General features: G+C 69.1%; 13 protein-coding genes. 4 read left to right on the plus strand and 9 right to left on the minus strand.

The window, feature by feature from the left end; translation table 11 throughout:
* Positions 1-466: 466 nt before the first annotated feature.
* The 9 genes from LG395_RS00525 to LG395_RS00565 form a co-directional block, all read right to left on the minus strand.
* Positions 467-2,227, minus strand: coding sequence for an Hsp70 family protein (locus LG395_RS00525; RefSeq protein WP_225808013.1), 1,761 nt, complete (start codon positions 2,225-2,227; stop codon positions 467-469).
* The gene (locus LG395_RS00530) at positions 2,224-2,970 is read right to left on the minus strand and encodes a hypothetical protein (RefSeq protein WP_225808014.1); all 747 of its coding nucleotides are present in this window, start codon (positions 2,968-2,970) and stop codon (positions 2,224-2,226) included. The genes LG395_RS00525 and LG395_RS00530 overlap by 4 nt, the downstream gene beginning before the upstream one ends.
* 149 nt (positions 2,971-3,119) lie before the next feature.
* Positions 3,120-4,862 (minus strand): hypothetical protein, encoded by a 1,743-nt coding sequence (locus LG395_RS00535; protein WP_225808015.1) that lies wholly within the window; start codon positions 4,860-4,862, stop codon positions 3,120-3,122.
* On the minus strand, positions 4,859-10,327 hold the full coding sequence (locus LG395_RS00540; RefSeq protein ID WP_225808016.1) for a DEAD/DEAH box helicase: 5,469 nt from the start codon (positions 10,325-10,327) through the stop codon (positions 4,859-4,861). The genes LG395_RS00535 and LG395_RS00540 overlap by 4 nt, the downstream gene beginning before the upstream one ends.
* On the minus strand, positions 10,324-11,316 hold the full coding sequence (locus LG395_RS00545; protein WP_225808017.1) for a hypothetical protein: 993 nt from the start codon (positions 11,314-11,316) through the stop codon (positions 10,324-10,326). Before LG395_RS00545 ends, LG395_RS00540 begins: the two co-directional genes overlap by 4 nt.
* Positions 11,313-13,373, minus strand: coding sequence for a hypothetical protein (locus LG395_RS00550; RefSeq protein ID WP_225808018.1), 2,061 nt, complete (start codon positions 13,371-13,373; stop codon positions 11,313-11,315). The genes LG395_RS00545 and LG395_RS00550 overlap by 4 nt, the downstream gene beginning before the upstream one ends.
* A 568-nt stretch (positions 13,374-13,941) precedes the next feature.
* The gene (locus tag LG395_RS41405; RefSeq protein ID WP_225808019.1) at positions 13,942-15,570 is read right to left on the minus strand and encodes a ribonuclease HI; all 1,629 of its coding nucleotides are present in this window, start codon (positions 15,568-15,570) and stop codon (positions 13,942-13,944) included.
* A 175-nt stretch (positions 15,571-15,745) separates the two neighbouring features.
* The gene (locus LG395_RS00560) at positions 15,746-16,375 is read right to left on the minus strand and encodes a DUF4352 domain-containing protein (protein WP_225808020.1); all 630 of its coding nucleotides are present in this window, start codon (positions 16,373-16,375) and stop codon (positions 15,746-15,748) included.
* Positions 16,376-16,651: 276 nt separating this feature from the next.
* Positions 16,652-17,884 (minus strand): DNA sulfur modification protein DndB, encoded by a 1,233-nt coding sequence (locus tag LG395_RS00565; RefSeq protein ID WP_225808021.1) that lies wholly within the window; start codon positions 17,882-17,884, stop codon positions 16,652-16,654.
* Between the two features lie 211 nt (positions 17,885-18,095).
* Here LG395_RS00565 and LG395_RS00570 point away from each other — a divergent pair, with 211 nt between their 5' ends.
* The 4 genes from LG395_RS00570 to LG395_RS00585 all read left to right on the plus strand — a co-directional run bounded on the left by LG395_RS00570 (position 18,096) and on the right by LG395_RS00585 (position 26,761).
* On the plus strand, positions 18,096-20,231 hold the full coding sequence (locus tag LG395_RS00570; RefSeq protein WP_225808022.1) for an N-6 DNA methylase: 2,136 nt from the start codon (positions 18,096-18,098) through the stop codon (positions 20,229-20,231).
* A gap of 109 nt (positions 20,232-20,340) precedes the next feature.
* Positions 20,341-22,332, plus strand: coding sequence for a type I restriction-modification system subunit M (locus LG395_RS00575; protein ID WP_225808023.1), 1,992 nt, complete (start codon positions 20,341-20,343; stop codon positions 22,330-22,332).
* Positions 22,329-23,582 carry a restriction endonuclease subunit S gene (locus LG395_RS00580; RefSeq protein ID WP_225808024.1) on the plus strand — a complete coding sequence of 418 codons (1,254 nt, stop codon included), beginning with the start codon at positions 22,329-22,331 and terminating at the stop codon, positions 23,580-23,582. The genes LG395_RS00575 and LG395_RS00580 overlap by 4 nt, the downstream gene beginning before the upstream one ends.
* On the plus strand, positions 23,579-26,761 hold the full coding sequence (locus LG395_RS00585; protein WP_225808025.1) for a type I restriction endonuclease subunit R: 3,183 nt from the start codon (positions 23,579-23,581) through the stop codon (positions 26,759-26,761). The genes LG395_RS00580 and LG395_RS00585 overlap by 4 nt, the downstream gene beginning before the upstream one ends.
* Positions 26,762-26,891 lie beyond the last annotated feature (130 nt).

Below are 26,891 nucleotides of genomic sequence, written 5' to 3' on the forward strand. Positions count from 1 at the left end.
AAACAGCCGTTGATTCGGCCCACACCGCTGGGCGGGTGACCGGCGTGGCCCTGCGACACATGCCCGGCAGGCCGGCGTACCAGTCCGTGGTGTCTCCTTCGGCCAGGTCCGGTAATCCTGGCCGCGCCGATGGCGGTTCCCTCCGCGCCAGGGCAGGCGGGGGCAACGATCCATGGGACCCTCACCGACGTCGTCGGGCTGGCCTCACACCGCTTTCCACCGCGAGACGCCGGACGGCACCGATCCAGCGTTGACCCGCTCACCGCTGAGTCGCTGATCCGAACGCGCAACGACGCGGCATCCAGCCCGGCCGGGCACTGGTGGACCAGCCACGGACGGACAACGTGTGACTGGCACCCAGGTGTCGGCGGCCATGGACGAGACCCATCGGTTGCCGACGCCTACCGCAGCGGTGGAACGAGTTACCGGCGCACCCGCAAATTGGCCGTCGGAGCTCGGAGGCTGGTCAAAGTCCCCCCGTCACCACGCCCTGCGGCTCGCCGTTGACCGTTACGGCCGGATCGGCCTCCACCCTCCGCACAGACATGTCGATCGGTGCCGGGCGGGCGTTGGCCGACTCGGCTGCCGAGAGGTGTCGGACGTTGGAGGAGCCGTCGGCGAACGGGCGGACGGTGTGGGCCAAGAGGCGCGTCAGTTCCTCCTCCAGGCCGTGCTGCAGAGGGGTGCCGTCGGGACCGAAGGAATCGATCTCACGCTCGACGAGTTGCTTGCCGGTGGCTGCGTGGGTGGCGGTGAACCGCAGGATGCCGCTCTCGTTGTAGCGGAACTTGATCTCGATCTTGTTCCGGCGGATGTCCTGTTCGCGGGTCGGGAGATCCACCTCGATGTTGGCCAGCGGAAAGGCACGATCGCTGTCGGCCGGGTAGCCGACCTCCCCCTCGATCACCGGCACGCGCACGAAGGAGGCGCCCGGCGTGTCCGGGTAGAAGTTGGCCGAACCCTCCGCGGGCAGCGTCGCGTTGCGCCGGATGATGGCGCGGAAGCCCTTCTGTTCCCCCGCGCTCACAGCCGTGCCCAGGTCGTAGCTGGTCACCAGGGAGAAATCGCTGTCGTCGCCGAGTTCACCGTCGAGCGAGGCCGCGTAGATGGCTGCACCTCGGGCGACAGCGGTCATGGGCCGGCACAGGCCGCTGTCGACGATGCGGTCATGACCGAGGAGCTCCCCCAAGGCGTGCCGCACCTGGGGGATCTGCGAGGTGCCGCCGATCATCAGGACGGAGTCGATGTCCTCCGGTGTGATGGCAAGGTCTGCCAGGGCCTGCTGGACCGGCTCCAAGGCGCGGGTGACGAGCGGGGTGATCGCCTCGGTGTACTCGGCCGCGGTGATCCTGACCTCACGCCTCGAGATCGAGGGTGCGAGGCCGACCGGGAGGTCGAAGAAGAGCGCGCCGTCCATCGGCACGGACGACAGGGCGATCTTCGTCAGCTCGACCGACCGGCGCCACCGGCGTCGTTCGGCCTTGGTGAGCCGGTCCGCGGTCAGGCCGATCTTCTGCTGGATCAGCTGGGCCAGCGCGTTGTCGAACTCCAGACCTCCGAGAGCGGTGATGCCGCGGGAGGTCTGCTCCTCGAAGAGGCCGTCGTCGTATTCGAGCACGGTGACGTCGATGGTGCCACCGCCCCAGTCGAAGACGAGGAAACGGCCCGGGATCGGGACGTCGTGGGCGTACGAGATGGCAGCCGCGGTGGGCTCGTTGAGCAGAGCCCGGACCTTCACTCCGCCGAGCGCCGCTGCGGCGCGGGTGCGGTAGCGGGCGCCGCCCGTGGCGTTGGCGGGGACGGTGACGACCGCGTCGGAGAGGTCGAGCAGCTGGGCGGAGACACCTTCCTTCATACGGCTAAAGAGGGAGGCGGCCGCGACCGTACTGTGGAACTTCTCCGAGCCCACCCAGACGTGGTGTTCCTCCAGCTGGGCTGCCACCTCGAGGCCGTCGACGTCGCCATCCTTCTCGGCACCGGAGCGGGTGCCGAGCATGCGCTTCACGGCGTCGAGCGGTTCACTGGTGCCGGTCTTCGCCTCCCAGCCGAAGCAGAGGGTGCGCTGGAGGTCGCGGACGGACAGCACGGAGGGGAAGAGCTGCTCGAACTCCGACATCTGCCACTGGGCGGGCACGTTGTCGCCGTCGACCGGCAGCACTTCGGTGGTGTGCCCGTTCCAATGGGCCACCACGGAGTTGCTGGTGCCGAAGTCGATACCGAAAGTCATCGCGTTCCCCTTTGCTTCGTTCGGCGGTCCCCGTTTCCCCCAGTGCGGGGACGTGACCCGTCGTTCCGCCGCCCGTTGCCCTTCTGCTGCTGCTTCTGGGGTTCCTGACCCCGGTGGTGCTTCTTCCTCTCCTGCGGTGCAGGAGCCTCCTTCTCCGGCTGCTTCTTCTCAGCTTCGCCATGGGTTGCTCTGCGCCTCTGCCGACGCGTCATTTCCTCGGGTGAGACCTTGGCAACGGCCCGCAGCCAGCCACGTTCGACAAGCTTCCCGGACTCCTTGTCGATGTAGGCCGGCGCGACGAGTTCAAAGGTGACCGGGCCTTTCTGCGTCACACCTGGCTGGTCCTCCACGACGTTGAACAGCGACTGATCGCCGGTATCGCCGACGATCTGCAGGCCGGCCTTCGCCGCCTCGTGGTCGAGGCGGGTCAGCATCGCCCTCAAGGTCTTCGCGTCCAGCGCCTGCCGGTGCAGGACGGCCAGCTGGGCCAGGTGCATCTGACGCGTGCGGATGCTCTCCAGCACGCCCTTGCGTACCGCCTCGGTGAACTGAGGAAGCACTCGCCGCATCAGCTCGGCCCGGAACGCGGAGACCTGTTCGGCCTGAGTCTCCTTGTCAGCCAACGCCGCGCCCAGTTTTTCCGTCGCTTCCTCCAGCTCCTTTTCCACCACGGGCAGGAGCGTGTCGTTGACCGACTTCAGGATCGCGGCGGCGTCGAGGGCCCCCGGGGTGAACTCGGGCAAGTGACTCTCGGTGAATCGCCAGGGAGCAGTCTCGGCCGCCCTGCGCTCACCACGACTCCGCACGCTTCCGCTGTTCGGCCCACGCCCCCGGTTCTGCCGGGATCCGTCGCGGGGGCCGGAACCAGTGTCGCCTTTACCGGCGCTGTTGCTCACGATGTGCTGCTCTCTGGGTTTTCAAGGGCTGCGGTGTCTTCGGCAGCCGACGAAAGGCGCTCTGCCGCCTTGGTGATTATTTCTCGGGCCGCCTCGCTGCGAGACCACGCACGGTCACTGTACGAAGCCGGCTCGGTGAGCCTCCGCAGAGGCTCGGGCGGGAGTTCCAGCCGGTGGCTCGTGCCGGTGGGATCCTTCCAGCGGTGCGGGGCGAGCGGGACGGCGAACGAGGGTACTTCCTGCTGCTCCCGCTCAGCCTTCTCGATCACGTCCTTGGCTCGGTTGATCCGGACGCGGCCGGTGTCGTCGAGTTCCTTCCTCAGGGCTCGCCAGGCCTTCTTCCAGTCGGCCGCCTCGTCGGGCACACCAAGCACCAGATAGGGGTTGAGCGGCTGGTCGCGTTCTCCGAGAGCCCGGGCTTCCAGGAAGTCCCGATTCTTCCGCAGCGTGGCCATGGCACCTCCGCCGAGCTGGTCCCGCACCGGGGGACGGCCTTCGGCGTCCTGCTCCAGGAGTTTGAGGGACTCCGCCATTTCCCGGCCGGCGCGCAGGTAGGCCTGAACGTTCTGAGCCTCCCAGCGCACCGGCTGCGAGTGGTACCGGAGTTTCGCGGCCATGGTGAGCGCCGCCTTCCTCCGCTGCTCCGCTGTCTCGTCGTCCCCATGGAGGAGGGCACGGTGCATCTGCCGCACGGCCCTGATCAGGGTGCGCACGCCGATCCAGCCGTTGAACCTCTTGTTGCTCGCGCTGTGCACGCGAGGCTGAAGCCGCTCCAGGAGAACCCACAGCCGCTCATCGGCGACGAGGTCGTCCGGGGCCTCTGAGGTCCGCCGCACCTCACGCAGCGCGTCCAGGAGCTTCTGCGTCGGCGGCAGGAGATCGGTCCACTCCTCGGTGGTGGCCTTGGCATCGTCGGCCTGCAGCCTCACCAGAAGGCGCCAGTCCTGCGGCCAGTCACGGCCGGGTTCGGTCCCCGGGCCGGCCTCCCGGCGCTCCCGCTCCAGGGGCCAGGCCAACAGGTCCATCTCCTCGTCGGTGAGGGACGCCGGGTCCAGGCGGGCGCGGAAGTAGGCGGCACGGGAGGTGCCGTCGCGTTCGGGTACCGCGCCGATCCACTCCTCGTCGATGTAGTCGTCGAGAAGCGGCCGGGGAAGCTTCGCCAGGAGCGCCCTCTGCCTTTGGGCCGGCAGGTTGGTCTCCATCAGGCGACGGTCGTCCTGGTAGATCTCCCACATGCTGCCCGGCTCCCCCAGGAGCGGCAGCGGCTTGTCCTGCAGCAGAGCGCGGGCGCGGTCATGGAGCCGACCGTCGAAGACGTCCAGCCCGTGGTCCTGTGCCATGACGAGCAGGGAGACACCCTTGACCGGGTCGTCTTGCCGGGACGCCGCATCGGCCGCGGCCCGCGCCAGCTTCCGCGCGGAGAGCGTCCCGGTCTCCTCCTTCAGCGCGTCGGGCAGCGTGAGTTCGGCGAAGGTGCGGGCGCGCTCCCAGGCATGCCGGTCGGTGAAGCCCTCTGGGAACGGCTGTGGCATGGCCGGTTCCGGCTCCGGCTGCTCCTGCGCCGGAACGAACGGTGCGGGGCCGCCGGCGGCTTCCGCGCCCTGCGGGGCCTTCCCGCCGATCCGGCCCTGGGCGCGGGCCTGGCGGAGCGCGAGGCGGCGGGCGATCTCGCGCTGCCGCAGCTCCTCCAGGCGCCCTTGCTCGTCCTGGCCCGCGCCCAGCGGGATTCCTGCCGTCACTGGAGTTCCTCCGCGAAGATGTGCACCTGCTCGATCACCGCGGCAGGGGTCCGGTCCAAACTGTAGGAGTCGGCGAAGGCGATCCTGGGGGCGAGCCCACCGGCACGGACCTCGTCACGCAGGGCTAGGAGCCGTTCGTTCGCGCACGCGTCGATGGCGGACTCCAGCGGATGCTTGACGGCGACCGCGACGGGCTCGCCGGTGAAGTCCGAGGTGAAGAGCGCCACCGGTCCGGCAGCGGTCTCCTTGAGGCTGACGGTGGGTTCCTCATCCGCCCAACCCCTGAGCAGGACGGCGTGCTCGTCCGGATCGATCCGTAGTTTCCGGCCGCGCAGGGCCTCGACCAGGTCACGGGCGAGCCGCCAGTCGTACAGGGGGTGGAGGCGCATGTTGGAGTAGTCCCGCAGGCAGGCGTAGCAGGAGCTACGGCAGTTGTGCGCATGCTGGTCGGCCTCCAGGTCGCGCACGTACCGGTCGACCGCCTGGAGGAATTCGTCGATGTGTTGCTCCGAACCGAGGTGGGTGCTGAAGCCTGCGCCGTTGTCGAGGCTGTCGGCAAGGTAGGCCATGACGGGAGCGGCCACCGGCGCGTCCGAGCCGTGGATGCCGCTGAGGAGTTCCTCGGGTTGCACGTCCAAGTGCGGGGCGGCGGCGCGGCGCAGCAGTGCCGCCAGTGAGTACCAGGCGGCGCGCCGGCCGTGGTAGGCCTCGGGAAAGCCGTCGATCTGCTGGGACTTCGAGATGTCGAAGCGGAGGCCCCGGTGCGTGTCGAGGGCGCCCTTGGCCCCGATGAAGAGCATGTCGGTGTGCTGGGTGGCGCCCAGGGCGATCTCCAGGTCGGCTTCCGCCTTGGGATGGTCCAGAGCGACGTATCCGCCCCACGGGCCGGTGTTCTTGACGAAGCGGAAGAGCTTTCCGGCATTGGTGTTGACGATGTAGCGGTCGCCGCTGCCGGTGTGGACGACCATCCAGTCGTCGGCGGCGCGGTGGATGCGCGGGGCGGTCTTTTCCAGGTCGGTGGCGGTCCGTGCGCTGGTGGCGTTGGAGCCGAGCTCCCGGTAGCCGTCGTAGTCCCGTGCCTCGCGGGCAGCCCGAAAACCTGCCGGCTCCCGGAAGGGGACGGCCCTGTAGTACTTACTCTCCGCGCCGCAGGCGGGGCAGGTGCCGGCGCTCCCGGTTTCCGGGTCGACAACGGCCTGCGGGTCCACGTGGGAGCAGATCCGGCACATGGCGACCAGCTGTTCCGGTCCGAACGGGTCCTCGGCGGTCTGTACTCCGCGACCACTCGGGACGAGGGAGACCACTCCCATGGAGCGGAGCAGACGGCCGTCCTGCGGGGTTTCGCTGCCCGGTGCGAACTTGCTGAGGGAGACGGCCAGGTCGCGGTTGACGGAGTCGGCCGGCGGCCAGGGAAAGGTCTTCTGCGGGATGCTTCGGTAGAGCAGGCGGGAACGCGTCGGAAAGCCGAACATGGGCAGGAGACCCGCCTCTGCCAGACGCTGGCTGAGATCGGAGTGGCCGACCGTCCGGGCTGCCACCTCGTCGACCTGGCCCAGGAGTTCGTCGATGGCGGCCACCGGATCGATGGCGGCGATGCTCTGCGGAGTTCCGGCCCGGAGGGCGGCGGCAGCGGCTCTGATGCGGTCCGGGTGCTCGGCGGTCCAGCGGCGGACGGCATCGCGGTGCGTCGGCCAGTCGGCGGCGAGGCCGAACTGTCCGTGCACGTTGGTCGTCATGTCCGGCCCCTTCCGGCGGTCCTCCGGCTGCAAGGGCTCGAAGGCCTGGCGCAGGACCTCTCCGAGCAGGACCCGCCGGAAGACGGAGGCCATGCCGAGGACCAGGTAGGGCGGCGGAGTGGGATCGTTGGTGATGGCTTCCGGGCGGGCGAAGTAGTGCTCGTCGTGGCTGCGGCCGCGGCAGACGGTGAGGGCCACGGCGACCGGGCTGTTGCGTCGGCCCGCACGCCCCACCCGCTGCTGGTAGTTGAAGCGGGTGGGCGGCATGTTGGCCATGATCACGGTGTTGAGGGGGCCGATGTCGACACCGGCCTCCATGGTCGTGGTGACGGAGAGCAGCTCCAGGCCGTCCGCCTGCGGGATGTCGTTGTCGCCGAGGAAGACGTCCTGGAAGAGGCTCTGCCGACGCTGGGCCTCCAGCCGGTCCGTCTGGCCGGTCAGCTCGGCGGTGCGCAGGGGGAAGTCACCGGTGCGGTGGGCGGCCTTCCACGCGTAGTAGTCGTCTTCGAGGACTCCGCTGTACTGCTGGGGCACGGCGGGTAGCGGGGTCAGGCATTTGGTGCACATCCCCGCGCCCGGGTGAAGGTGGGGCCGATGGCAGGAGCGGCACGTCCAGGTCTTGTTCACGCCGGGGCGGAGCGCCACCTTCTCCGGCTTGATGACGTAATCGACCACGGCGTCCTTCCAGACGCCGAGCATCCGGTCCTCGATCGCCTGCACATCGGTGCCCTGACGTTCGGCGACCTGCTTCCAGAAACGCTTCAGAGGCGCAGGCGGCCTCTGCAGGGAGGCGCGTATCCGGGTGAAGCGCCGCATCAAGCCGAGAATGCGCAGGCTGGCACGGGCCACGGCCTGGTCGCTGTCCGGGCCGATCTCCAGCGGCGAACGGTCGTCGCGCAGGCAGAGCCAGCCGAGTCCGAGCGATTCGAAGTCACGGCCGCCGCCGGAAAAGAGGCTTCCGATGGTCTCGAGACGGAGACGGGAACGGATGCGGTTGAGGAGTTCCTCCTGTGCCTGGGTCTCCACTACCGCTTCCCGGTCACGCTCCCAGTTGTAGAGGGCGGTCCAGGGCTGTCCGGCCGATGTCTGCTGGAGCGAGGCCGCGGGACCGGCGGGGTTGGTGCCGTACGTCAGCAGCATGCCCTCCAGGTCGGAGGCGAGGTCGTCCAGGGAGGGCAGTTCGGAGAACTTCCGCTCCAGGTCGGGCAGGAGTTGCGGTTCCGCGTCGAGGTCGTCGGCGAGGATCGCCTTCAGGCGCCCCCAGTCCGCCGGGTTGCGGTCCCGCAGCCGTTCCATAGCGGAACGGACACCGGCACGGTCGACGGCTTCCCCGGCGTAGTGGGCCTTCACCAGCTGAAGATCTGCGAACGGATCCCCCTGGTTCTCGACTGCCCGGGCGCTGAGCAGGCGCAGAAGGTCCTGGTAGTGGCGCAGGGCAAGACCGCTGGCGAGCTCGGAGGCGTCGTCACGGCTGTCGGAGAAGGCGATCGCCTTGCGCCTGCCGTCGTGGAGGTGGCCGAGGGCTTCGGTCACCAGCACCTGGTTGATCTTGTAGAAACCGGTGCGCATCCGCCGGACCGGCGCGTTGCGCAGCCGGTCGGGAGATTCCAGCGGGATGAAACGGCCGTCCCGGTCGTACTTGATCTCCCAGTCGTCACCGCAGGCGGGGCAGCGGGTGGGGAAGGCCTGCAGCCGGGCCGGGTCGTAGGCCGGCTTCCTGCCCTCCTTGTCCAGGGGCACGGAGATGTGGAACGACCATCCGGTGTGCTGGACGTCCCGGTTCTCCAGTCGGCCGGTGGCGGGCTGGTAGGCGCTGCGGCGGAACTCGAACTCGACCTGCGGGCCGCCGTCGGACAGACCCGCGTGCCAGCCGGGGTCGTCGAGGCCGAGGCTTTTCGTGCGCGGCCAGTACACGACGTAGTTCGCCGCCGTCGGGGCGCCACTGGCCTCGTCGGGGAGCAGGTCCAGGTCCGGGAAGTCGGTGTGGAGGGCACCGGTGAACTTGCGCCGCCGGGTGTCCTTGGGGCTCGCGTACCCGCCGAGCATGAGGTCACCACAGGCCTGGCAGGACAGAAGCTCCAGTACGCGGGCGCCGCAGGTGCAGCGGGAGGTGGGCTCGGCGAAGAGCCGGCCGACGCGCCGTTCAAGACCGTGCTCCACGGGAATGTCGGGACAGTTCGGGTCGGAGCAGGCCCAGATGCCCTCGATGTTGCGGAAGAAGAAGTGGGCGCGCAGCTGGGGAAGTTCGGGGTCCTGTGCAGAGCCGAGTATGCGCAGAGCGCCGTGGAGCGCGTCCTTGCGCTGTTCCTCGGGGACGTCCGGGAAGAGGTTCTTCACCAATGCGGGGACGGGCAGGGCGCGGGGCTCGCCGCCCGGAGTGAGTGCGCGCTGGAGTGCCGGGCCGAGGCCGATCTCCCGGGCCAGGGCGACGGCTTCGTCCTGGGTGACGGGGCCCTCGGCGGCCTGCGCGAGGCGTTCGGCGTGTGCGGCCAGGTCGCCCTCGCCGTGGATCTCCTTGGCCTTTCCGGGAATGATCACGCGCCGGGAGCCGGGCAGGGCGAAGAACCCGTCGAGGAACTCGTCGTCCCGGCCGGCCTCCAGGGAGGCGGAGGCGGCGAGCACACGCAGCTTCTCGGGGCTCTTGTCGAGGCCGAGGCGGTGGCGGAGGTTGCGCAACAGGTAGGCCACCTCGGTGCCGGCCGTACCGCGGTACATGTGGAGCTCGTCGAGGATCAGGGTGAAGCGGGCGTCCGGGGTCTCCTCCAGCCACTTCCTCGTGGCGCGGAAGATGTGCTCCTCCTGCTTGCGGAGCAGCATGATGTTCAGCATCGAGTAGTTGGTGACCATGATGTCCGGCGGCGCGGCCTGCATGTCCCAGCGGACATGCATCTCCGCTCCGCCAAGGCGCGGGATGAAGGGCCGCAGCTCCTCGTTGAGCTTCTCGTCGGCCTTGCGCTGCCGTTCCTGGACCTCCCGCAGGTACCGCCGGAGACGGAAGTTGGCCGGCTCGGAATCGGGACTGCCGGAGACGGGGGTGGCTCCGGTGTAGCGGCCGAAGTAGAAGCGGTGTCCGTTGCGCTTGCGGTCCAGCCATGCGTGGGCCTCGCGACTGTCCAGCGACTTGCGGAGCCGGACCAGTTGGTCGTCGGCGAGGGCGTTGGTGGGATACAGAATCAGCACCCGCATGGCGGCGGGATGCCCGTGCTCGTTCTGTCGGCTGGGCACGTATGCCCCGTCTCCCTGCCACCATTCCCGCTGCACCGCACGGGTGCCCGGCCAGTGGGCGGACTCGGCGACCAGGTCGGCGAGGACGGGCAGCAGGAAGGACTCGGTCTTGCCGGAACCGGTGCCCGCGGTGACCACGAAGTCCTTGCCCTCGCAGGCGGCGACCAGGGCGTCGTGCTGATGCTGGTAGAGGCTGGTCACGCCGTCGGGGAGCGTGAACCGGGCGAACTCGGCCGCGTCGGGGTGCGCCCCTGCTTCGGCGAAGGAGTCCGCGACGCCGACGTCCCGGGAGGCGTACTGCGGGCGCAGCTCGATCAGCGGGTCACGCCAGGCCCCGTTGTCACGGTCCAGGAGGTTCCGCCGTTCCTCCATGACGGAACGATCATCGACGCCGAACGGGGTGTCGTAGTACCGGAAGAGGGCACTGCGCAGGTCGTCGAACGTACCGATGACGTCCTGGACGTCAGCGTTGGTCATCGCCGCTGTCTGCTGTTCGACGCTCACTTGGTCCTCCCGCCGGTGGCCGCCACCGGTCGCGGCGCGATCTCCAGGTTCTGCTGCAGCGAGGCTGCGAGCGCCTCGGCGAACGCCCTGGGCACGTTGTCGTACGCACGGGTCCGCGTCTGCTTGCCCACCCAGGGCGGGAAGCCGCTGCACAGGACGGCCGCGCGCTCGTGCAGGGCGGGCAGGGGTGCGTAGCGGTCGACGAAGAGCCGGCCGATGCGGGTACGGCCCTTGCCGGATTCCGGCAGCCATCGCATCACGCCGACACGGTGGCGGGCGAGTTCGAGGTAGATGCTCGTCTCGCGTTCCACCGCATAAAAGACGCCGTTGCGGCGGACGCGGGTCAGGCGTGCGTAGTCGGCTCCGCGCCACCGGTACAGGCCGTCCTCGTCATCCCTCTCCACGGGGACGAACCGCTGGAGGCGCAGGTCGTACTTCTCCAGCGTGTTGGTGGTACTCCCACCGGGCGGTGCGGCCTCGGGGCCCAGCTCCGCCCGCGGAATCAGCTCCGTCAACTGCTGGGCGGCACACGGCACATAACGCGCCCCGAGGAACTGCGCGGTCACCTGGAGGGTTCGCAGGTCCTCGTACTGAACGAGAAGGGTGTCGGGCAGCGGTGCCTCACCGGCCTGCGGCCGGTGAGGGACGGTGATCAGCTCCAGCCACTCCTGCGCCGCTTCCTCGACGCGCGCGCTGATCTGAGCGGTGCGCGCACCGGTCAGCAACGCGAGGCCGTCGGCGTGCGGCAGCCGGGTCAGCACCGGCGGAGCCACCGACCAGCGGTCGGCGCGCAGGTCCACGTCGATGAGGCCGAGGGCGGCAGCCTTGCGCATCCAGTCCCAGTCGGCGTATTCCTTCAGCTCCAGGCCCCACGCCTGGGCCTGGCTGCGGACCCCGTCACGCAGTGCGGACGCCTTGCCACTGCGGCTCTCGCTCAGCCAGCGCAGGAGAATCCCACCGAACTCGGTGCTGCTCGTCGGTCCCGTCATCGGTCCAGCTCCTTCGCGGCCTGCACGTACTCGGCCCACGAGGGCTCGACGGACGCCTGGTGGGCCTTGAGGACGGCGCGGGCCCACGCCCGCGGGTTGCCGGCACTCCTCGGCTTCGGTGTTCCGGGGTTCACCGGGCGGCCCTTCCAGCGTCCGCTACGGCGCTCCAGGAGCCAGCCGCCGATGCCCTGGAACTCGGCCTCGAAACGGAGCGGGGCGGGGGTGTCGGGGAGACGCTCCGTCCACCAGTCCGGCTGCTCCGGCACCTCCACCGTCCACAGCCGTCCGTCGGCCGCCGCGAACAGCACCTCGTCCGCGTCCCGACGGCACAGCTCCATGACGGCTGCCGCGCGCCGGGGCGTGGCGCTCGTGCAGTCGGCGCCGGTGATGCCGGTCGGCAGGGCCTGCTCGCCGAGGAGGGAGAGCGATTCCGACGCCTTGCCATCCAGGACGGTGAAGCCGCAGACCTTGGTCATCTTCGGCTCGACGACGGCTTGGTCCGCTGTGGCGAAGTCGATCTGCGTGTCCGCATAGCTCACCGTGTGGCGGCCGGGCTCCAGCCGGAGCGCCGCCAGGGGGACGGGGCGGCCCGCGGCGATCGCCTTCCCGAGCTCGGGGCGCTCCTTTCCGTCGACCCGCAGTGTTCCCGTGCGCTCCATGGCATCCGGGAGGATCACATGAGGCTCGCCTCCTCGCAGATACAAGTGGGGATCGAGCGAGGGTGCGAGCTTCAGCCCACCCTCAAGGCGGAGCTTGAACTGGGCCGGGGGCTGAAGGAGGCCGACCGCGCCCTGGACCTCCTGGAGCGCCCGACGCAGGGTGACCACGTCGTCGAAGGTGACGGGCTTGTGCATCGACCAGCCCTGCGGCACCCAGGCCAACTTGCTCGTGTCGGCGCTCCGGCCCGTGGTCGCGGCCTTGTCCAGCAGCCGCTGCACATCCCGCTGCGCGGTCGGGGCGGCGAGCACCACGTGTGCCTCTGCGGGGCGGAAGGCGTCGGTGGCGGTCCACACACCGAGCACGTCGTCCCGTGCGAGCACCAGGACGGAGCAGGAGGGCCGGCTGAGCACCAGTTTGTCCCCGTCCCGGCGAATGCCTCTGGCGAGGGTGTCGGCGCTCGGGGCGGGCAGGCCCGTCACCTCGTAGTAGGCGGTGTCGCCGAGCTGTTCGAGGACGACGCCACCCTTGAGTTCGATGCGCTTGTCCTGCTCCACGGACCGCAGGCGCGCCACCCAGCTGAGCCGCCCCGCGTCGAGCCGCACCAGGAGTTCGGCCCGGGTGACACCGGTGGGCACCAGTTCGTCCGAACCGTCCCAGGACGCGGCGTAGTTTCCGATCAGCCTGGCGAGGAAGGGGCGGAACTCCTCCTCCCGCAGAGCGTTGCGGAAGCCCTTGGAGAAGTGCTGCTCCATGCCCCGGATCTCGATCTGGGCCAACAGCGTCTCCCCCGGCAGCGGCCAGGTCGTGCCGTACTCCCGCAACGACCGGAAGAGCTTCGGCATGAACGAGCGGTCCGCGCCGCTGAGGAGCGCCTGGGACAGCGCATACCCGATCATGCTGCGGTTGGAGGGCAGGTCGGCGGGGGCGGGAAGGGTGCACAGGCCACGCGCGCCCTTCTGGCTGTGCTGCCAGGAGGCCAGTACCTGCCACATACGGGAGATGGGCTCGTAGTGGTGGCTGCCGAGTTGTCTCTCGTCGCCGGTCAGCAGCTCGGAGAAACGGGCGTGGTAGGCGGTGGCCCGGTGGTTCCGGTCGTTCACCATCCGGGACGCGGCCATCACCGAGCAGGCCAGCAGCGGCAGGAAGGCGGGCACGCCGTCCTTGTCCTGTTGCCGCCTGCGCCAGCGGTAGTCCTCCATAGCGCCGTACGGTTCCGCGGTCCCCAGCCGCAGGAACCTGCCCACGCACCGGGCGAGGGGCTCCTCCAGGCCGTATCCGTGCCTGAGCTCCTGCTCCACGTCGTCGACGACGTAGAACAGCGTGGGGTGGCCGGCGTGCTGCCGTCCGAAGAACTCCTCGGCCAGCACGTCCTGCCACTGTTGGTAAGAATGATCCACCCTGTCCCCAAAAGAGATGTTCCAATGCCCTCTTCGTGAAATCCCCGGCATGGAACGGTCTTCCGCGTCACGTTGGACCCGCCACTCAGCGGGTCGCTACGGAACGCCCCCTCGGGCTCCGCCTGCCATGTACGCCGCCCGTGGTAACCCGACGGCGCGCACTTCACGGCGATGCCCCACTCAACCCCCCATTCGATGCCACAAGACCCCCCGCGACAATTGCGCGACCACTGCATTGCGTCCGTACCAGTCACGACCCCCATCGCGACAGCTCGGCACATCAGTCAATGCAACCTACAGCCAAATATTATCGGCGCCTGTGACAGCAACGGCAGGGGACGGCCGTCCATTGGACTGCTGTTCGGGTGGCGCTCTTGGGTTGATCATTCCATGTCGAACTCCGAATCTGCTTGTCCGGTAAGGACGTTGCCCGTCAGGTCTTTGCATGGGGGGCGGTGAAATCCCGAAGGTATCGCCACGGGAGGGGCCATGTAGGTCGTCGGTCCCCTCCTGTCCGGGAGCCGGAGGAGCGGTTCCCACGGTGTGACTACCACAAGTCGGCACGGGCTCAGGCAGCGGCCGGGAGGCGGCCGGCCCCGGAGCCGAGCGAGCGCACGATCCGCGTCTCCTCCCTCCGGGCGGCGGACGGAGGAATGCGGCCGGTGGCGCGACGCAGGGCGAGACGGGCGAGGGCGTCGGCGGTCTCGTTGAGGTCGTGTCCGATATGACCCTTCAGCCAGCGGACCTGGACGCGGTGGCGGTGCCGGTGGCGCACCAGGCTGTCCATCAGCTGCCGGCTCTCCGGGAAAAGAAGGGTGCGGTGACCGGCCGCCGGATCGCCGGAACGCAGGACCGCCTCGACCACGCCCACCGCCTCGGTGCTGTCGCACAGGACGACCACGGGTGCGTGTTCGTGGCGCTCCAGAAGGCTCAGGGCGGCCGCACAGACGCCGATGACTTCGGCTTCGCCACTGCTGGAGGCGAAAGAGTCGCCGTGTCCGGTGGTTCCGTACTCGGCGGCCCAGCCGTAGCCACTCAGTGCGGACTCGTCGCCTGCGGCGGCGTCGGCCACGGCCACGACGGCGGTGTCGGGGAGGTCGGTGAGCAGGGCGTAGCGGTCCGCGTCGGCCGGAACCGCCGCCGAGTGTTCGCCGTCGTCGTCCGTGTCGGCGGGAGGGGCGTCGGCGAGGACGGCGGCGAGCGCGTGGTGGCAGTGCGGGCAGCCGTCGGTCTGTTCGGGACAGTCCACCCGGTGCCTCGCCACCAGCTCGCACACGCCGCGCCACGCCGCGGGCTCGGCGGCGGCGAAGCGTGCCAGGGCTGCGGCACGGCACTGCCCGAGGAGCTCCGCGAAGGGTCCCGTGGTGACGTCGGCCCGCATCCGGTCGTGGAGGTCCGTGACCCGGAGCAGGGCTTCGCGGGAGCGGGCGGCGAGGATCGCGGTGTCCTGGTAGGCGTCGTCCAGGGCGTCGAGCCGGGTGCGCCGCGCGGAGATGGGGCAGGCGAGCACGTCCCGTTCGGCCCGGCCGATCGCGTAGCGGCCCCAGGCCTGCGCGGCGCGGGCGTGGCGGTTCCACCGTTCGACCACCGCGTCATGCGGGAGGTACGGGTTCTCCTCTTCCCGGGCGTCGCGCAGGAGGGCCTCCACGAAGGCGTCGTCGTCGCAGTCCCGCAGTGCGCGCACCGGGGCCGGCAGTTCGCCGCCGGCCGTCCTCCGGTCCCAGGCCCACTGGGCGAGGTCGCTCTCCGGCGCCTGCGGCGTGCCGTCCGGCAGCCCCCTGTCGCGCAGTTCCTGCCGCAGGGTCTCGTGGAAGGCCGACGTGAAGGCCGTCCGCGCCACTCTCCACTCCAGCGGGTCGACCGGTCGCGAGCGGCGCCCGAGCCGTCGGGCACGCTCTTCCTTGTACCGGGTCTCCGCCTGAGACCGGGCGCGCCGCACCCTGCGCGCGTGCGCGCGCAGCTGTCGCAGCCGCTCGGGGGGCTGCACCGACAGTTCCGCACGCCGTACGGCTCCGCGGGCGAGGACGTCGGCGTGGGCGAGAACGACGGTGACGGGACCGACGAGCGAGGCCTGCTCCAGGGCCGCGGCGGTCTCCGGAGCGCAGACCCCGTTCATCTGGGAGAGCACGGCCTCCTGGAGGGCGGTGAAGTCGTCGGCGAAGCGACGGATCAGCTCGGTGTGCTCTGTGGTCTTCACGGTGTCCTCCCAGGCAGGAAGCGGGTGGGGTGAGCGGTGGGCGCACAGAGTGTGCGAACGGGCGTGAGCGAGCCCGTGGGCCCGGCATCGGGCCGCGTCCGGGGCCGGCGGTGCTTGAGGCGCCTCCGTGCGCGGACGGCGCCGGCACCCGGCGGGGACTCGGCCGAGGCCCGGGCTACTGCACCTGGCCGGTGAAGATCGCCGTGCGGTACCAGCCGCTGCCGGAGGTGTCGGTCGGCGTGATCTCGATCTGGACGCTTCTGGCCTTCTTGGGAAACTCGCAAGCCGCCTTCCAGGTCTGCGACTTGCCCGGCAACAGGTGCGTGTCCGGTGTGCCCCCGAAGCCTGCGTCCGTGTCGAAGATCTGCTCGGCGCCGTCCGGGCAGGAGAGGCTGATCATGCTCAGGTCGATCGCGGACTTGGAGCCGTTCTGCACGGTGACGGAGAAGGCCAGATAGGCCTTGCCGGACGGGCTGGCGTACTCGCCGGAGGTGCCCCGGCTGAAGCCGCCCAGGTGCGCCTTGACGCCGTTGTTCCACGTGGCGGTCTTGTCCAGCGCAACGGTGAAGGTGTCACCGGCGGAGTCGTCCTGGGTGTCCTGCGCGTCCCCGGCGCTCCGGGTGTCCTGCGAGGCGCTGACGGTGGCGTCCGGCGGCGCGGTGTCGGTCTGGCTGCCGCCGATGCCGGAGCAGGCGGACAGGGAGCAGCCGGCGAGGGTCGCGGCCACGGCGAGGACGATCCTGCGCGGGCGGGTCAGGGGCGCTGCGATCAGCGCGGCGAATCCGGAGATGGTCGGGTAGCCCATGAGGTCATTCCTTGTGTCGATGCGGAGGGAAGCAAAGGAAAGGAGAGGGAAGCGGAGGGAAGGGGACTGACGGGTGCAGGAAGGAGAGGACGCGGCTGCCGGCGAAGCGGAGCCGCCCCGCCGCGCCCGGACCCGGACCGGGCCCAGGCGCGGAGCCGCAGACTGGATGCCGGGGATACGCGAGCCGTGGGCCGTCGCCGCAGGTGGAACGTCACCCGGGCAGGGGCGTTCGACTGAGAGGGTCTCGGTGTCGAAGAACCAGCGCGGCGGACCTGTTCAGATCCGCGCCCCACGGATCTTCCGGCCCGGCTCACTGTGCGGGTCGAGGAGCGCGCCCGCGACGCGGCCGGCGGAGTCCTTCACGCCGCCGCTGAAGTTGAGCCGGCCGGTGGAGCCGACGCTGGCGCAGACGCCGTTCCAGTAGGCGGGTTCGCGCTCCCATCGGACGTCGGCGAGCAGGCGCTCCACCGTCTCGTAGCTCATGGCGTCGACGGGGGCGCACCAGGGGGTGGCGCGGTGCAGCAGGATGCCGAGCCCGGCCAACACGGCCGGGGCGGTGATCGCGCTGCGCCGGGCGAAGTCCGGGAAGCGGTCCCCGATCAGCCGGGACACCAGACGGACGACGACCGTCTCGACCTCGTCGGCGTCGGTCTGGGACGGCAGATCGCCCTCATGGACGTTGGCCGCCGAGTACTCCACACCCTTGCTCCCGAAGACGGTGGTGAGGATCAGCGCCCGCAACGCGGACAGCGTCACGACCTCCTTGTCGGTCCTGGTGAGCTGACGCTTGCCGGCGTTGACCAGTCTGGCGAACGGCATCCGCTGCCCGCCCGACTCGACCTCGAGTTTCTCGCCGACGATATGGGAGAGGCGGGTGGCGAGGTCGCGCTGGTCCATGGACATGGCCAGGTTCTTGGCCACGTCGACGCCCTTGACGTTCCGGTCGTAGAAGATCTGCCGCGCGTCCGCCGGGGAGATTCCCAGGTAGAGCTCGAAGGGGATGCGGACCCGTCGGCCGAGCTCGGTGTAGGTCAGGCCGAAGGACTCCGGGTCCTGGTAGATGTCGTGCCAGGCGGTGGTCTGGGTCTCGCCGTCGATGGCGATCACCATGGCGTCCGGGGCGACGGTAAGCGTTCGCAGGCCCGAGCCGGGGATCAGCTCGTCGCTCATCGCGGCGATCTCGCTCGCGTGCCAGAGCGTGATGGGGGGCGTGGACCAGGCGGAGCCGTGCTTGCCGAGGATGCCTGCGGCGATGTACTCGGCGTAGTCCGGGATGTTCCTGCCCTTCTGGGACTTGAGGGTTCGCTGCACGGTCGCGCGCAGTTCGGCGTGGCGCCGGTCGTGCCCGGACGCGGTCTTGAGCGCTCGCGGGTCCTCCTCCTGACGCGGTGACGGCACGAGGCGTACCAGCGTCGCGAGGGACATGGTGCCGATGACCGCGTCCTCGCGGAACGGCATGACGGTGAGCGGGATTCCTTCCGGGACGCCGCTCGGCATGGTCAGGCGCATGGATCCCCCCTGGGAAGTGGTCGATCAGCCGCCACCCGCGCAAGGACATGGCTGTGGCAAGGCAAGTGACGCTTCTCGCCGCGGAGCTACGCTCATCGGCGGAAGCAATGACATGTAAACACGGACGTGAAAGCATTGTCCAACAGCTTGCAGGAGTTGACGCGTGCTGTAGGGTGTGACCACGCCGACCATCGGAACCAGGAACCCACTCATGCCGCAGCCACCCGCACCATCCGCCCAGGTGACAGCCGCCGAGATCTCCCGCATCGCGGGGGTCACGCGCGCCACCGTCAGCAACTGGCGACGCCGGCACGACGACTTCCCGGCACCCTCGGGCGGCACGGACAGCAGCCCGCTGTACGACCTGGAGGAGGTCCGCGCCTGGCTCGCCTCCCGTGGACAGCACACGGCGGCCACGCCCAGCGGCGAGCTGCGCACCACCCTGCGCCTGCGCGAGCGGGCCGACACCGGCACGTCCGACCTGCTCCTGCTGGTCCTCGCGGCGGCCCGCCGCCCCGCCGACGACCTCACCGGTCTGCTCGCGCTGCCCGACGACGACCTGGTGAAGCAGGCGAACGACACGGCGGTCGAGGTCGCGGACGTGGTGCCGGACACCGAACCAGTCCGCTTCACCGCCGCCGACACCACGGTGCTGCGCGCCCTGCTGCTCTGCGTCCGCGACGAGGGCGCGCAGACGGCGCTGGGCGTCCTGGCGGAGCGGGAACTGGAGGACAGCGCCGCCAGCGGCGCCTACCGGACCCCTGCCCCGCTCGCCGACCTACTGGCCCGCCTGATCCCGGGCTCCCCCGCCCGCGTCCTCGATCCCGCCTGCGGCAGCGGCACCCTGCTGACGGCCGCCGCCGCGCGTGGCGCGCGCGAGCTGTACGGACAGGACAGCCTTCCCGTCCAGGCACGGCGCACCGCGGTCGGCCTGACGCTGACGGCCGGGGAGGGCGCGGACGTCACCGTGCGCACGGGCGACAGCCTGCGCGCCGACGCCTTCCCGGACCTCACCGTCGACGCCGTGCTGTGCAACCCGCCCTACGGCGACCGGGACTGGGGGCACGACGAACTGGCCTACGACTCACGCTGGGCGTACGGCTTCCCGCCCCGCGCCGAGTCCGAACTGGCCTGGATCCAGCATGCGCTGGCCCACCTCGAACCAGGCGGCCACGCCGTGCTCCTCCTTCCGCCGGCCACGGCGTCCCGTTCCTCCGGCCGCCGCATCCGCGCCGAGCTGATCCGCAGCGGCGCGCTGCGGGCGGTGGCGGCCCTGCCACCGGGAGCGGCGATCCCCCTCCACATCGGCTTGCAGGTGTGGGTGCTGCAGCGCCCGGAGCCGACGCGGCAGGCCTACCAGACGGTTCTCTTCGTCGACACAGTGAGTGAGCCGTCAGCGCCAGGACGCGGCGCAACCCGTTCGGGTTCGGTGGACTGGGCGCGGGTGACGGAGCAGATCCTCTCCGCGTGGACGGCGTACGCCGCGGACCCGGACGGGTTCGAGACGCAGGCCGGTGTGGCGCGGGCGGTGAGCGTGGTCGACCTGCTGGACGAGGTGGTCGATGTGACCCCGGCCCGACAGGTGCGTGCCTCGCAGGCGGAGGTCGACCCGCGGGAACTGGCCCACGAGGCCGCGGCGGCCCGCGAGGGATTGGCGACGGCGGTGCGGACAGTGGCCGAGCTCGCCGGCAGGTCGGCGTGGGACGCCGCGGGGGCTTCGGCCCGCGACTGGCGCACGGCCACGGTGTCGGACCTGGCCCGGGGCGGGGCGTTGAAGGCGCTGCGTGCGGTTCCGATATCGCCGCGGGCGGCGGCCGCCGAGGCGGAGGACGCGGAGGCGGGAGCCGACGGCGGCGAGCGTCGCCCTGTTCTGACGGGCGGTGACATCGCGGGCGGCACCGGACCGACAGGGCAGGCCTCGGACATGCAGGCCGAGCAGATGCCGGAGATCGTCGAGGGGGACGTCCTGGTCCGTAACCTCGTCGGCGGCACCGGTCCCGTGGCCCGGGTCGCGGGCGAGGCGGAAGCCGGTGCCCTGCTGGGGGCCGGCGTCCACCTGTTCCGCCCGGACCCGGCGCGACTGGACCCCTGGTTCCTCCTCGGTTTCCTCAGCTCCGAGGCCAACCTGGCCGGCGCCTCGACCGGCAGCTCCACACTCCACCTCACGCCGGGACGACTGCGCGTACCACTGCTGCCGCTGGCGGAGCAGCGCAGGTACGGCGAGGCCTTCCGGCACGTGGAGGCGTTGCGTGAACAGGCGCGACGTGCACGGGACTTGGCCGAGGAGACGGCGCGGCTCGTGAGCGGGGGGCTCACGGGCGGGCAGCTGGTGCCGGAGCGCACCTAGGCTCTGGCACTACCCCCACTGCACATGCGGATGGATGAGGACCCACCGTCCCCGTCCCGCCGCACTCACAGTCATCCGTATCAGCCCCGGAAGGGAAGCGGAAGAAGTCTTGAACAGCAGCAAGCACACGGAGTTGGCGAACCACGCGTGGTCCGTCGCCGACCTCCTGCGGGGGGACTACAAGCAGTCCGACTACGGCAAGGTCATCCTGCCGTTCACGGTGCTGCGGCGACTGGAGTGCGTGCTTGAGCCGACCCGCGAGAAGGTCGCCGAAATCGCGGAGCAGTACAAGGACAGCGACATCGATCCGGACCGCTTCCTGCGCCGGGCCTCGGGTCACTCCTTCTACAACCGGTCGAACCTGACCCTGAAGAGTATTGCGGCGGACCCGCAGAACGCGGCGAAGAACCTCGCGGTGTACGTGGGCGCGTTCTCCGACAACGCCCGCGGCGTCCTGGACCGCTTCGAGTTCGCCCAGCAGATCAAGCGGCTGGACAGCGCGGGGCTGCTCTACCAGGTCATCGGCAAGTTCACCGACCTGGACCTGCGTCCCAAGGTCGTGCCCAACCACAACATGGGCTACATCTTCGAGGAACTGATCCGTCGCTTCGCGGAGCAGTCCAACGAGACGGCCGGTGAGCACTTCACGCCGCGTGAGGTCATCCAGCTCATGGTGCGGCTGCTCGTCGCCCCCGACGGCGACGCGCTTCAGCTTCCGGGCGCGGTCCGCACGGTCCTCGACCCGGCCTGCGGCACGGGCGGCATGCTCTCCGCGATGGACGACCTGATCACGGAGCTGAACCCGGACGCCACGGTGGAGGTGTACGGGCAGGAGCTCAACCCAGAGTCCTGGGCGATCTGCCGGTCCGACCTCATGATCAAGGGCCAGAACCCGGAGAACATCGCCTTCGGCAACTCCTTCTCCGACGACGGCCACGCGCGCAAGACCTTCGACTACATGCTGGCCAACCCGCCGTTCGGCGTGGAGTGGAAGAAGGTCAAGGACGAGGTTGAGGCCGAGCACAAGCAGCTCGGTGACGCCGGCCGCTTCGGTGCGGGCCTACCGCGCATCAACGACGGCTCGCTGCTGTTCCTCCAGCACATGATCTCCAAGATGAAGCCGGTCGACGTGGACGGCGGGGGTGGCTCGCGCCTGGCGATCGTCTTCAACGGCTCCCCGCTGTTCACGGGCGCGGCCGGCTCGGGCGAATCGGAGATCCGCCGCTGGATCCTGGAGAACGACTGGCTGGAGGGCATCGTCGCCCTGCCGGACCAGCTCTTCTACAACACCGGCATCTCCACCTACTTCTGGATCCTGACTAACCGCAAGAGCCCGGACCACAAGGGCAAGGTCGTCCTGCTGGACGCCCGCGACCAGTGGCAGAAGATGCGCAAGTCGCTGGGCGACAAGCGCAAGCAGCTGGGCAAGGAGCACATCGCCACGGTGGTCAAGCTGTACGGCGAGGCCCTGGCGGTGGCGGGCGACGCGGAGCACCCGCTGCACGGGAAGGTGAAGGTATTCCGGAACGAGGACTTCGGCTATCAGCGGATCACGGTGGAGCGTCCGCTCAAGCTTCGGTTTCAGGTGACGGAGGAGACGCTGGTGGCGCTGGAGGCGTCCAAGGCGATCCAGAAGCTGCCGCAGGCCTCGGTCCTCGCGGACGCCTTCAAATCCTTGATGGGCACGAGCTGGGCGACGAAGCAGGAGGCCTGGCTTGCCCTGAAGGACGCGGTCGTCCAGGCCGGCGGGACGTGGCCCACGGGTGCGCCGTTCAACAAGGCGCTACGCGAGGTGATCGGCGTCCGGGACCCGGAAGGCGAGGTCCAGCTCATCAAGGGCCAGCCCGAGCCGGATCCAGAACTTCGGGATTTTGAGAACGTTCCACTGGAGGAGGACACCGAGGAGTACCTGGCACGGGAGGTTCACCCCCACGTGCCGGATGCGTGGGTCGATCACAGCAAGACGAAGATCGGGTACGAGATTCCGGTCACTCGGCACTTTTATGTATACGAGCCGCCGCGGCCACTGGCAGAAATCGACGCGGAACTGAAGTCACTGGAGGCAGAGATCCAGGAGCTACTTGGAAAGGTCACAGAATGACGGACTTCCTGGGCTCCCTTCCTGAGGGATGGGCAGAGACGCGCCTTGATCGCATCGCGACTGTCAACGCCAGGATCGGCTGGAAGGCTCTGACTGCTTCGGAGTACCAACCAGATGGCTACGCCTTCTTGGCCACACCGAACATCAAGAATCCCGAAATTGATTTCACGAACGTAAATTATATCTCGGAGTTCCGATACAACGAGTCTCCCGAGTTGAAGCTGCAGGTTGGTGACGTTCTCCTAGCTAAGGACGGCAACACTCTAGGCATCGTGAACATCGTTCGCCACCTTCCGCGTGCCGCCACCGTGAACGGGTCAATCGCTGTACTCCGAAGCCACGGCATGGAGCCGCGCTTCCTTCGTTACGCCATCCAGAGCAGCTTCATCCAAGGTCACATTAATTCCGTCAAGGATGGAATGGGCGTACCCCATCTTTTCCAGCGGGACATCAAGCGTTTTCCGCTTCCCGCTCCCCCTGTCGAGGAGCAGCGTCGCATCGCCGACTTCCTCGACGCAGAGGTCGGCAGGATTGACCACCTAGTCACCAAGAAGCGCCGACTGATCGAACTACTAAATGAACGTATTGACAGTCGAGTGTTGGGGCACGTGGGTGCCAGCACACTGGTCGATATGAATGGGACGCCTACCACACCAATCCACAGAATCCTCGACAAGGTGGTGAGACCACCGAAAGCAGGGGAGGATACGATTACCGCTTATCGTGATGGCCAGGTAACCGCGCGAAGCACTAGGAGAGCTGAGGGCTACACACTCTCCGCTTCTGCCGAACCACAAGGCCAGCACGTTGAGGTCGGTGACGTGGTGGTACACGGCCTGGACGGGTTCGCTGGCGCCATCGGCACTTCGGAAGCCAGTGGCAACTGCAGTCCTGTTTACCACGTATGCGTACCACGAGGTAACGGCGACGCCCGATTCCTGGGCAGACTCCTCCGACTTCTTGCCCTACAGGGGTACCTGGGAAATTTTGCAACCAGCACCCGCGAACGGGCCGTCGACTTTCGCAACTGGGACCTCTTTGGGCGAATTCCAATCCCCATTACACCTTCGGCTGAACAGCGGGAAATTGGCGACTGGATCAGCAAAATTTCACCTCTCCGGAGGGTGATTGAGCGGTCTGCTGTCCTAGCTGCGGAACGCCGTCAAGCCCTCATCACCGCAGCCGTAACCGGTCAGTTCGACGTGTCCGCCGCTAGTGGCCGCAACCTAACTGAAGGGGTATCCACATGAGTCCTGTACACGACGAGTCCTCCTTCGGTTCCGCCATCGTCGCCGCCCTCTGCGAGCACGGCTGGCGTGAGGCAAACCCCGACGACTATCAGGCCGACCTCGGGCTGGACACCAACGAGCTGTTTACCTTCATCGGGGCTACCCAGCCCGACGAGTGGGACGAACTCCTCACCGTCTACGGCGGCAACCCCAACGAAGCCCAGCGCGGGTTCGCGCAGCGGCTCGACCGTGCCATCGCCGATGACGGGCTGCTCCACGTCCTCCGCAACGGCGTGAAGGACCGTGGAGTTCGCCTCCGCGTCGCCTACTTCAAGCCCAACCTCATCTCCGCGGACTCGGTCCTCGACGGTTACCGGGCCAACCGCCTCACCGTCGTCCGCGAGCTCCCCTACGCCACCAAGCAGGCCGACTGGGGCCACCGTCTCGACCTGACCCTGTTCCTCAACGGCATCCCGGTCGCCACGGCCGAGTTGAAGAACCCGCTCACGGGTCAGGGCGTCGAGCAGGCCAAGGAGCAGTACCGGACCGACCGCGACCCGACCGAGCTGATCTTCACGCGCCGCGTCATCGCGAACTTCGCGGTCGACCCGGACCTGGTCTTCGTCACCACGCAGCTCCGCGGCAACAGCACCCGCTTCCTTCCCTTCAACACCGGCTCGAACGGTCCCGGTCAGCCCGGCGGCGGCGGCAATCCGGCCCCGACCACCCCCGGCAAGTACGCCACGTCGTACCTGTGGGAAGAGGTCTGGCAGCGCGACAACTGGCTCGACCTCCTCCAGCGGTTCGTGCACCAGCAGAAGGAGAAGACGCCCGGCGGCGGCACCACCAAGACGACGATCTTCCCCCGCTTCCACCAGTGGGATGTGGTCCGCAAGCTCACCGCGCACGCGTCGGTCCACGGCGCCGGCCAGAACTACCTGATCATGGCCTCCGCCGGGTCCGGCAAGTCGAACACCATCGGCTGGCTGGCCCACCGCCTCAGCGACCTGCACGCCCGCCGGGATCCCGCCATTCTGCGACCCGACGCACTCGCCGACGGCCGTATCAAGCCTGGCGAGCCCGTCTTCGACAAGGTCATCGTCATCACCGACCGCCGCGCCCTGGACGCCCAGCTCTCGGCGACCGTCGGCAGCTTCTCGCAGACCGACGGTCTGGTCGTGAAGATCGACGAGAAGCACGGGGCGAAGAGCGAGCAGCTCGCCCGTGCCCTCTCCCGGGACACCGGCAAGATCGTCACGGTCACCCTGCACTCGTTCCCCGCGCTGCTGGACTACATCAAGCGCAGCCCCACCGAGATCAAGGGCACCCGTTTCGCGATCATCGTCGACGAGGCGCACTCCTCCCAGTCCGGGGACGCGGCCACCGCCGTGAAGTCGGCCCTGCGCGACCTCGGTCTGGACGCCGACTCGGACGACGAGGGTGCGACCACGGTCACCGTGGAGGACAAGCTGATGGCGAAGGCGGTCGAGCGCTCGCACGCCTCCAACCTCTCCTACTTCGCCTTCACCGCCACCCCCAAGGCCAAGACGCTCAAACTCTTCGGCACGGAGGCGGTGGAGAACGGCAAGACCGTCTACCGCCCCTTCCACACGTACTCCATGCGCCAGGCCATCGAGGAGGGCTTCATCCTCGACCCCCTGCGCAACTACGTCACCTACAACACCTACTGGAAGCTCGCGAACCTCAACCGCGACGAGAAAGAGGTCGACCCCTCCAAGGCGAACAGCCTGCTCGCCCGGTTCGCGCTCATGCACGAGCACACGGTCTCCCAGCACGCCCAGGTGATCGTGGAGCACTTCGTGGCCCACACCCGCGGCCGACTCGGCGGCCGGGCCAAGGCCATGGTGGTCACGGCCTCCCGCCAGTCCGCGGTGCAGATGGCCCGCGCCATCAAGAGCTACATCGCCGACCGCGAGTACGACACGAAGTACCCGGACCTCGGCGTCCTGGTCGCCTTCTCCGGCTCCCTCACCATCGACGGCGAGGAGACCACCGAGAGCAAGGAGAACGGCGGTCTGCCGGAGAGCGCGCTGCCCAAGGCGTTCGCCTACACCCGCGCCGATGACAAGGCCGCGAAGGCCGGCGGCCGGGGCCAGCAGGAGTACCGGATCCTCGTCGTCGCCGAGAAGTACCAGACCGGCTTCGACCAGCCGCTCCTCACGACGATGTACGTCAACAAGACTCTGACCGGCATCGCCGCCGTGCAGACACTCTCGCGCCTCAACCGCACCGCCGACCGCAAGTCGCAGGCCGACCTGGCCGTCCTGGACTTCGTCAACGAGGCCGAGGACATTCAGGACGCGTTCCGCCCGTACTTCGAGGAGGCGCACACCCTGCCCTCCGACCCGAACCTGCTCTACACGGCCCAGAGCCGCGTCATGTCCGCGCCGATCGTCTCGGAGCAGGACATGGACGAGTTCGTCGCCGCGTACTTCGAGGCGCAGGAGAAGGCCGGCGGCTCCCAGGCCAAGTGGGAGAAGCTGCACGCCGAGCTGTACCGGCTCCTCTCCCCTGCCGTCACCCGCTTCAGCGCCCTCCTGGAAAGCGAGGAGGAGGACGAAGTCGAGACGGCCGAGGAGTTCCGGGCCCACCTCAACGACTACGTGCGCAAGTACGGCTTCCTCGCGCAGATCGTCCCCTACCAGGACGCCGACCTGGAGCGGCTGTACCTGTACGGGCGCTACCTGCTCAACCGGCTGCCCCGCCTCGCGGACGGCGGCGTCGACATAGGCGAGGTCGACCTCAGCCACCTGCGCGTCGAGAAGACCGGCGAGTACGACAAGTCCCTCGTGTCCGATGGCCCGGCCGAACTCAAGGGGTTTGGTGACGGGATCGGCGGCGGCAAGGACGCCGAGAAGTCGCTGCTGTCGGAGCTGATCGAGAGGTTCAACGCCAAATTCGGCACGGAGTTCACCGAGGAGGACGTCCTCCCGGCCTTCAACGCCACGAAGAAGGACCCGAAGGTCCGGGCCGCCGCCCTCGTCAACGACGAGGAGAACTTCGGCGTCGTCTTCGACAAGAAGTTCGAGGAGAACATGATGGACCATGTCTCCACGATCGACACGCTCGGCAAGCGGTACTTCGGAACGGACCGGGACTTCAAGTCCAACCTCGACCGCAGCGCCCGCCGCGCGGCCTGGCGGATGATCCGCCGGGAGGAAGGACTGGACGACTTCTGACGGCGCCTGGGGCACTGGCACCCGCTCGGTGCCGGTGCACCAGGACGCGCCTGTCGAGCATGAACGGGCTTGCTGGCTGCGCCAGGGTCCATGCTCAGCGGAGTCGCCGCCCCTGCGACGGCACTCAACG

It is taken from the genome of Streptomyces spinosus, assembly GCF_020400655.1.
Classification (GTDB): domain Bacteria; phylum Actinomycetota; class Actinomycetes; order Streptomycetales; family Streptomycetaceae; genus Streptomyces; species Streptomyces argyrophylli.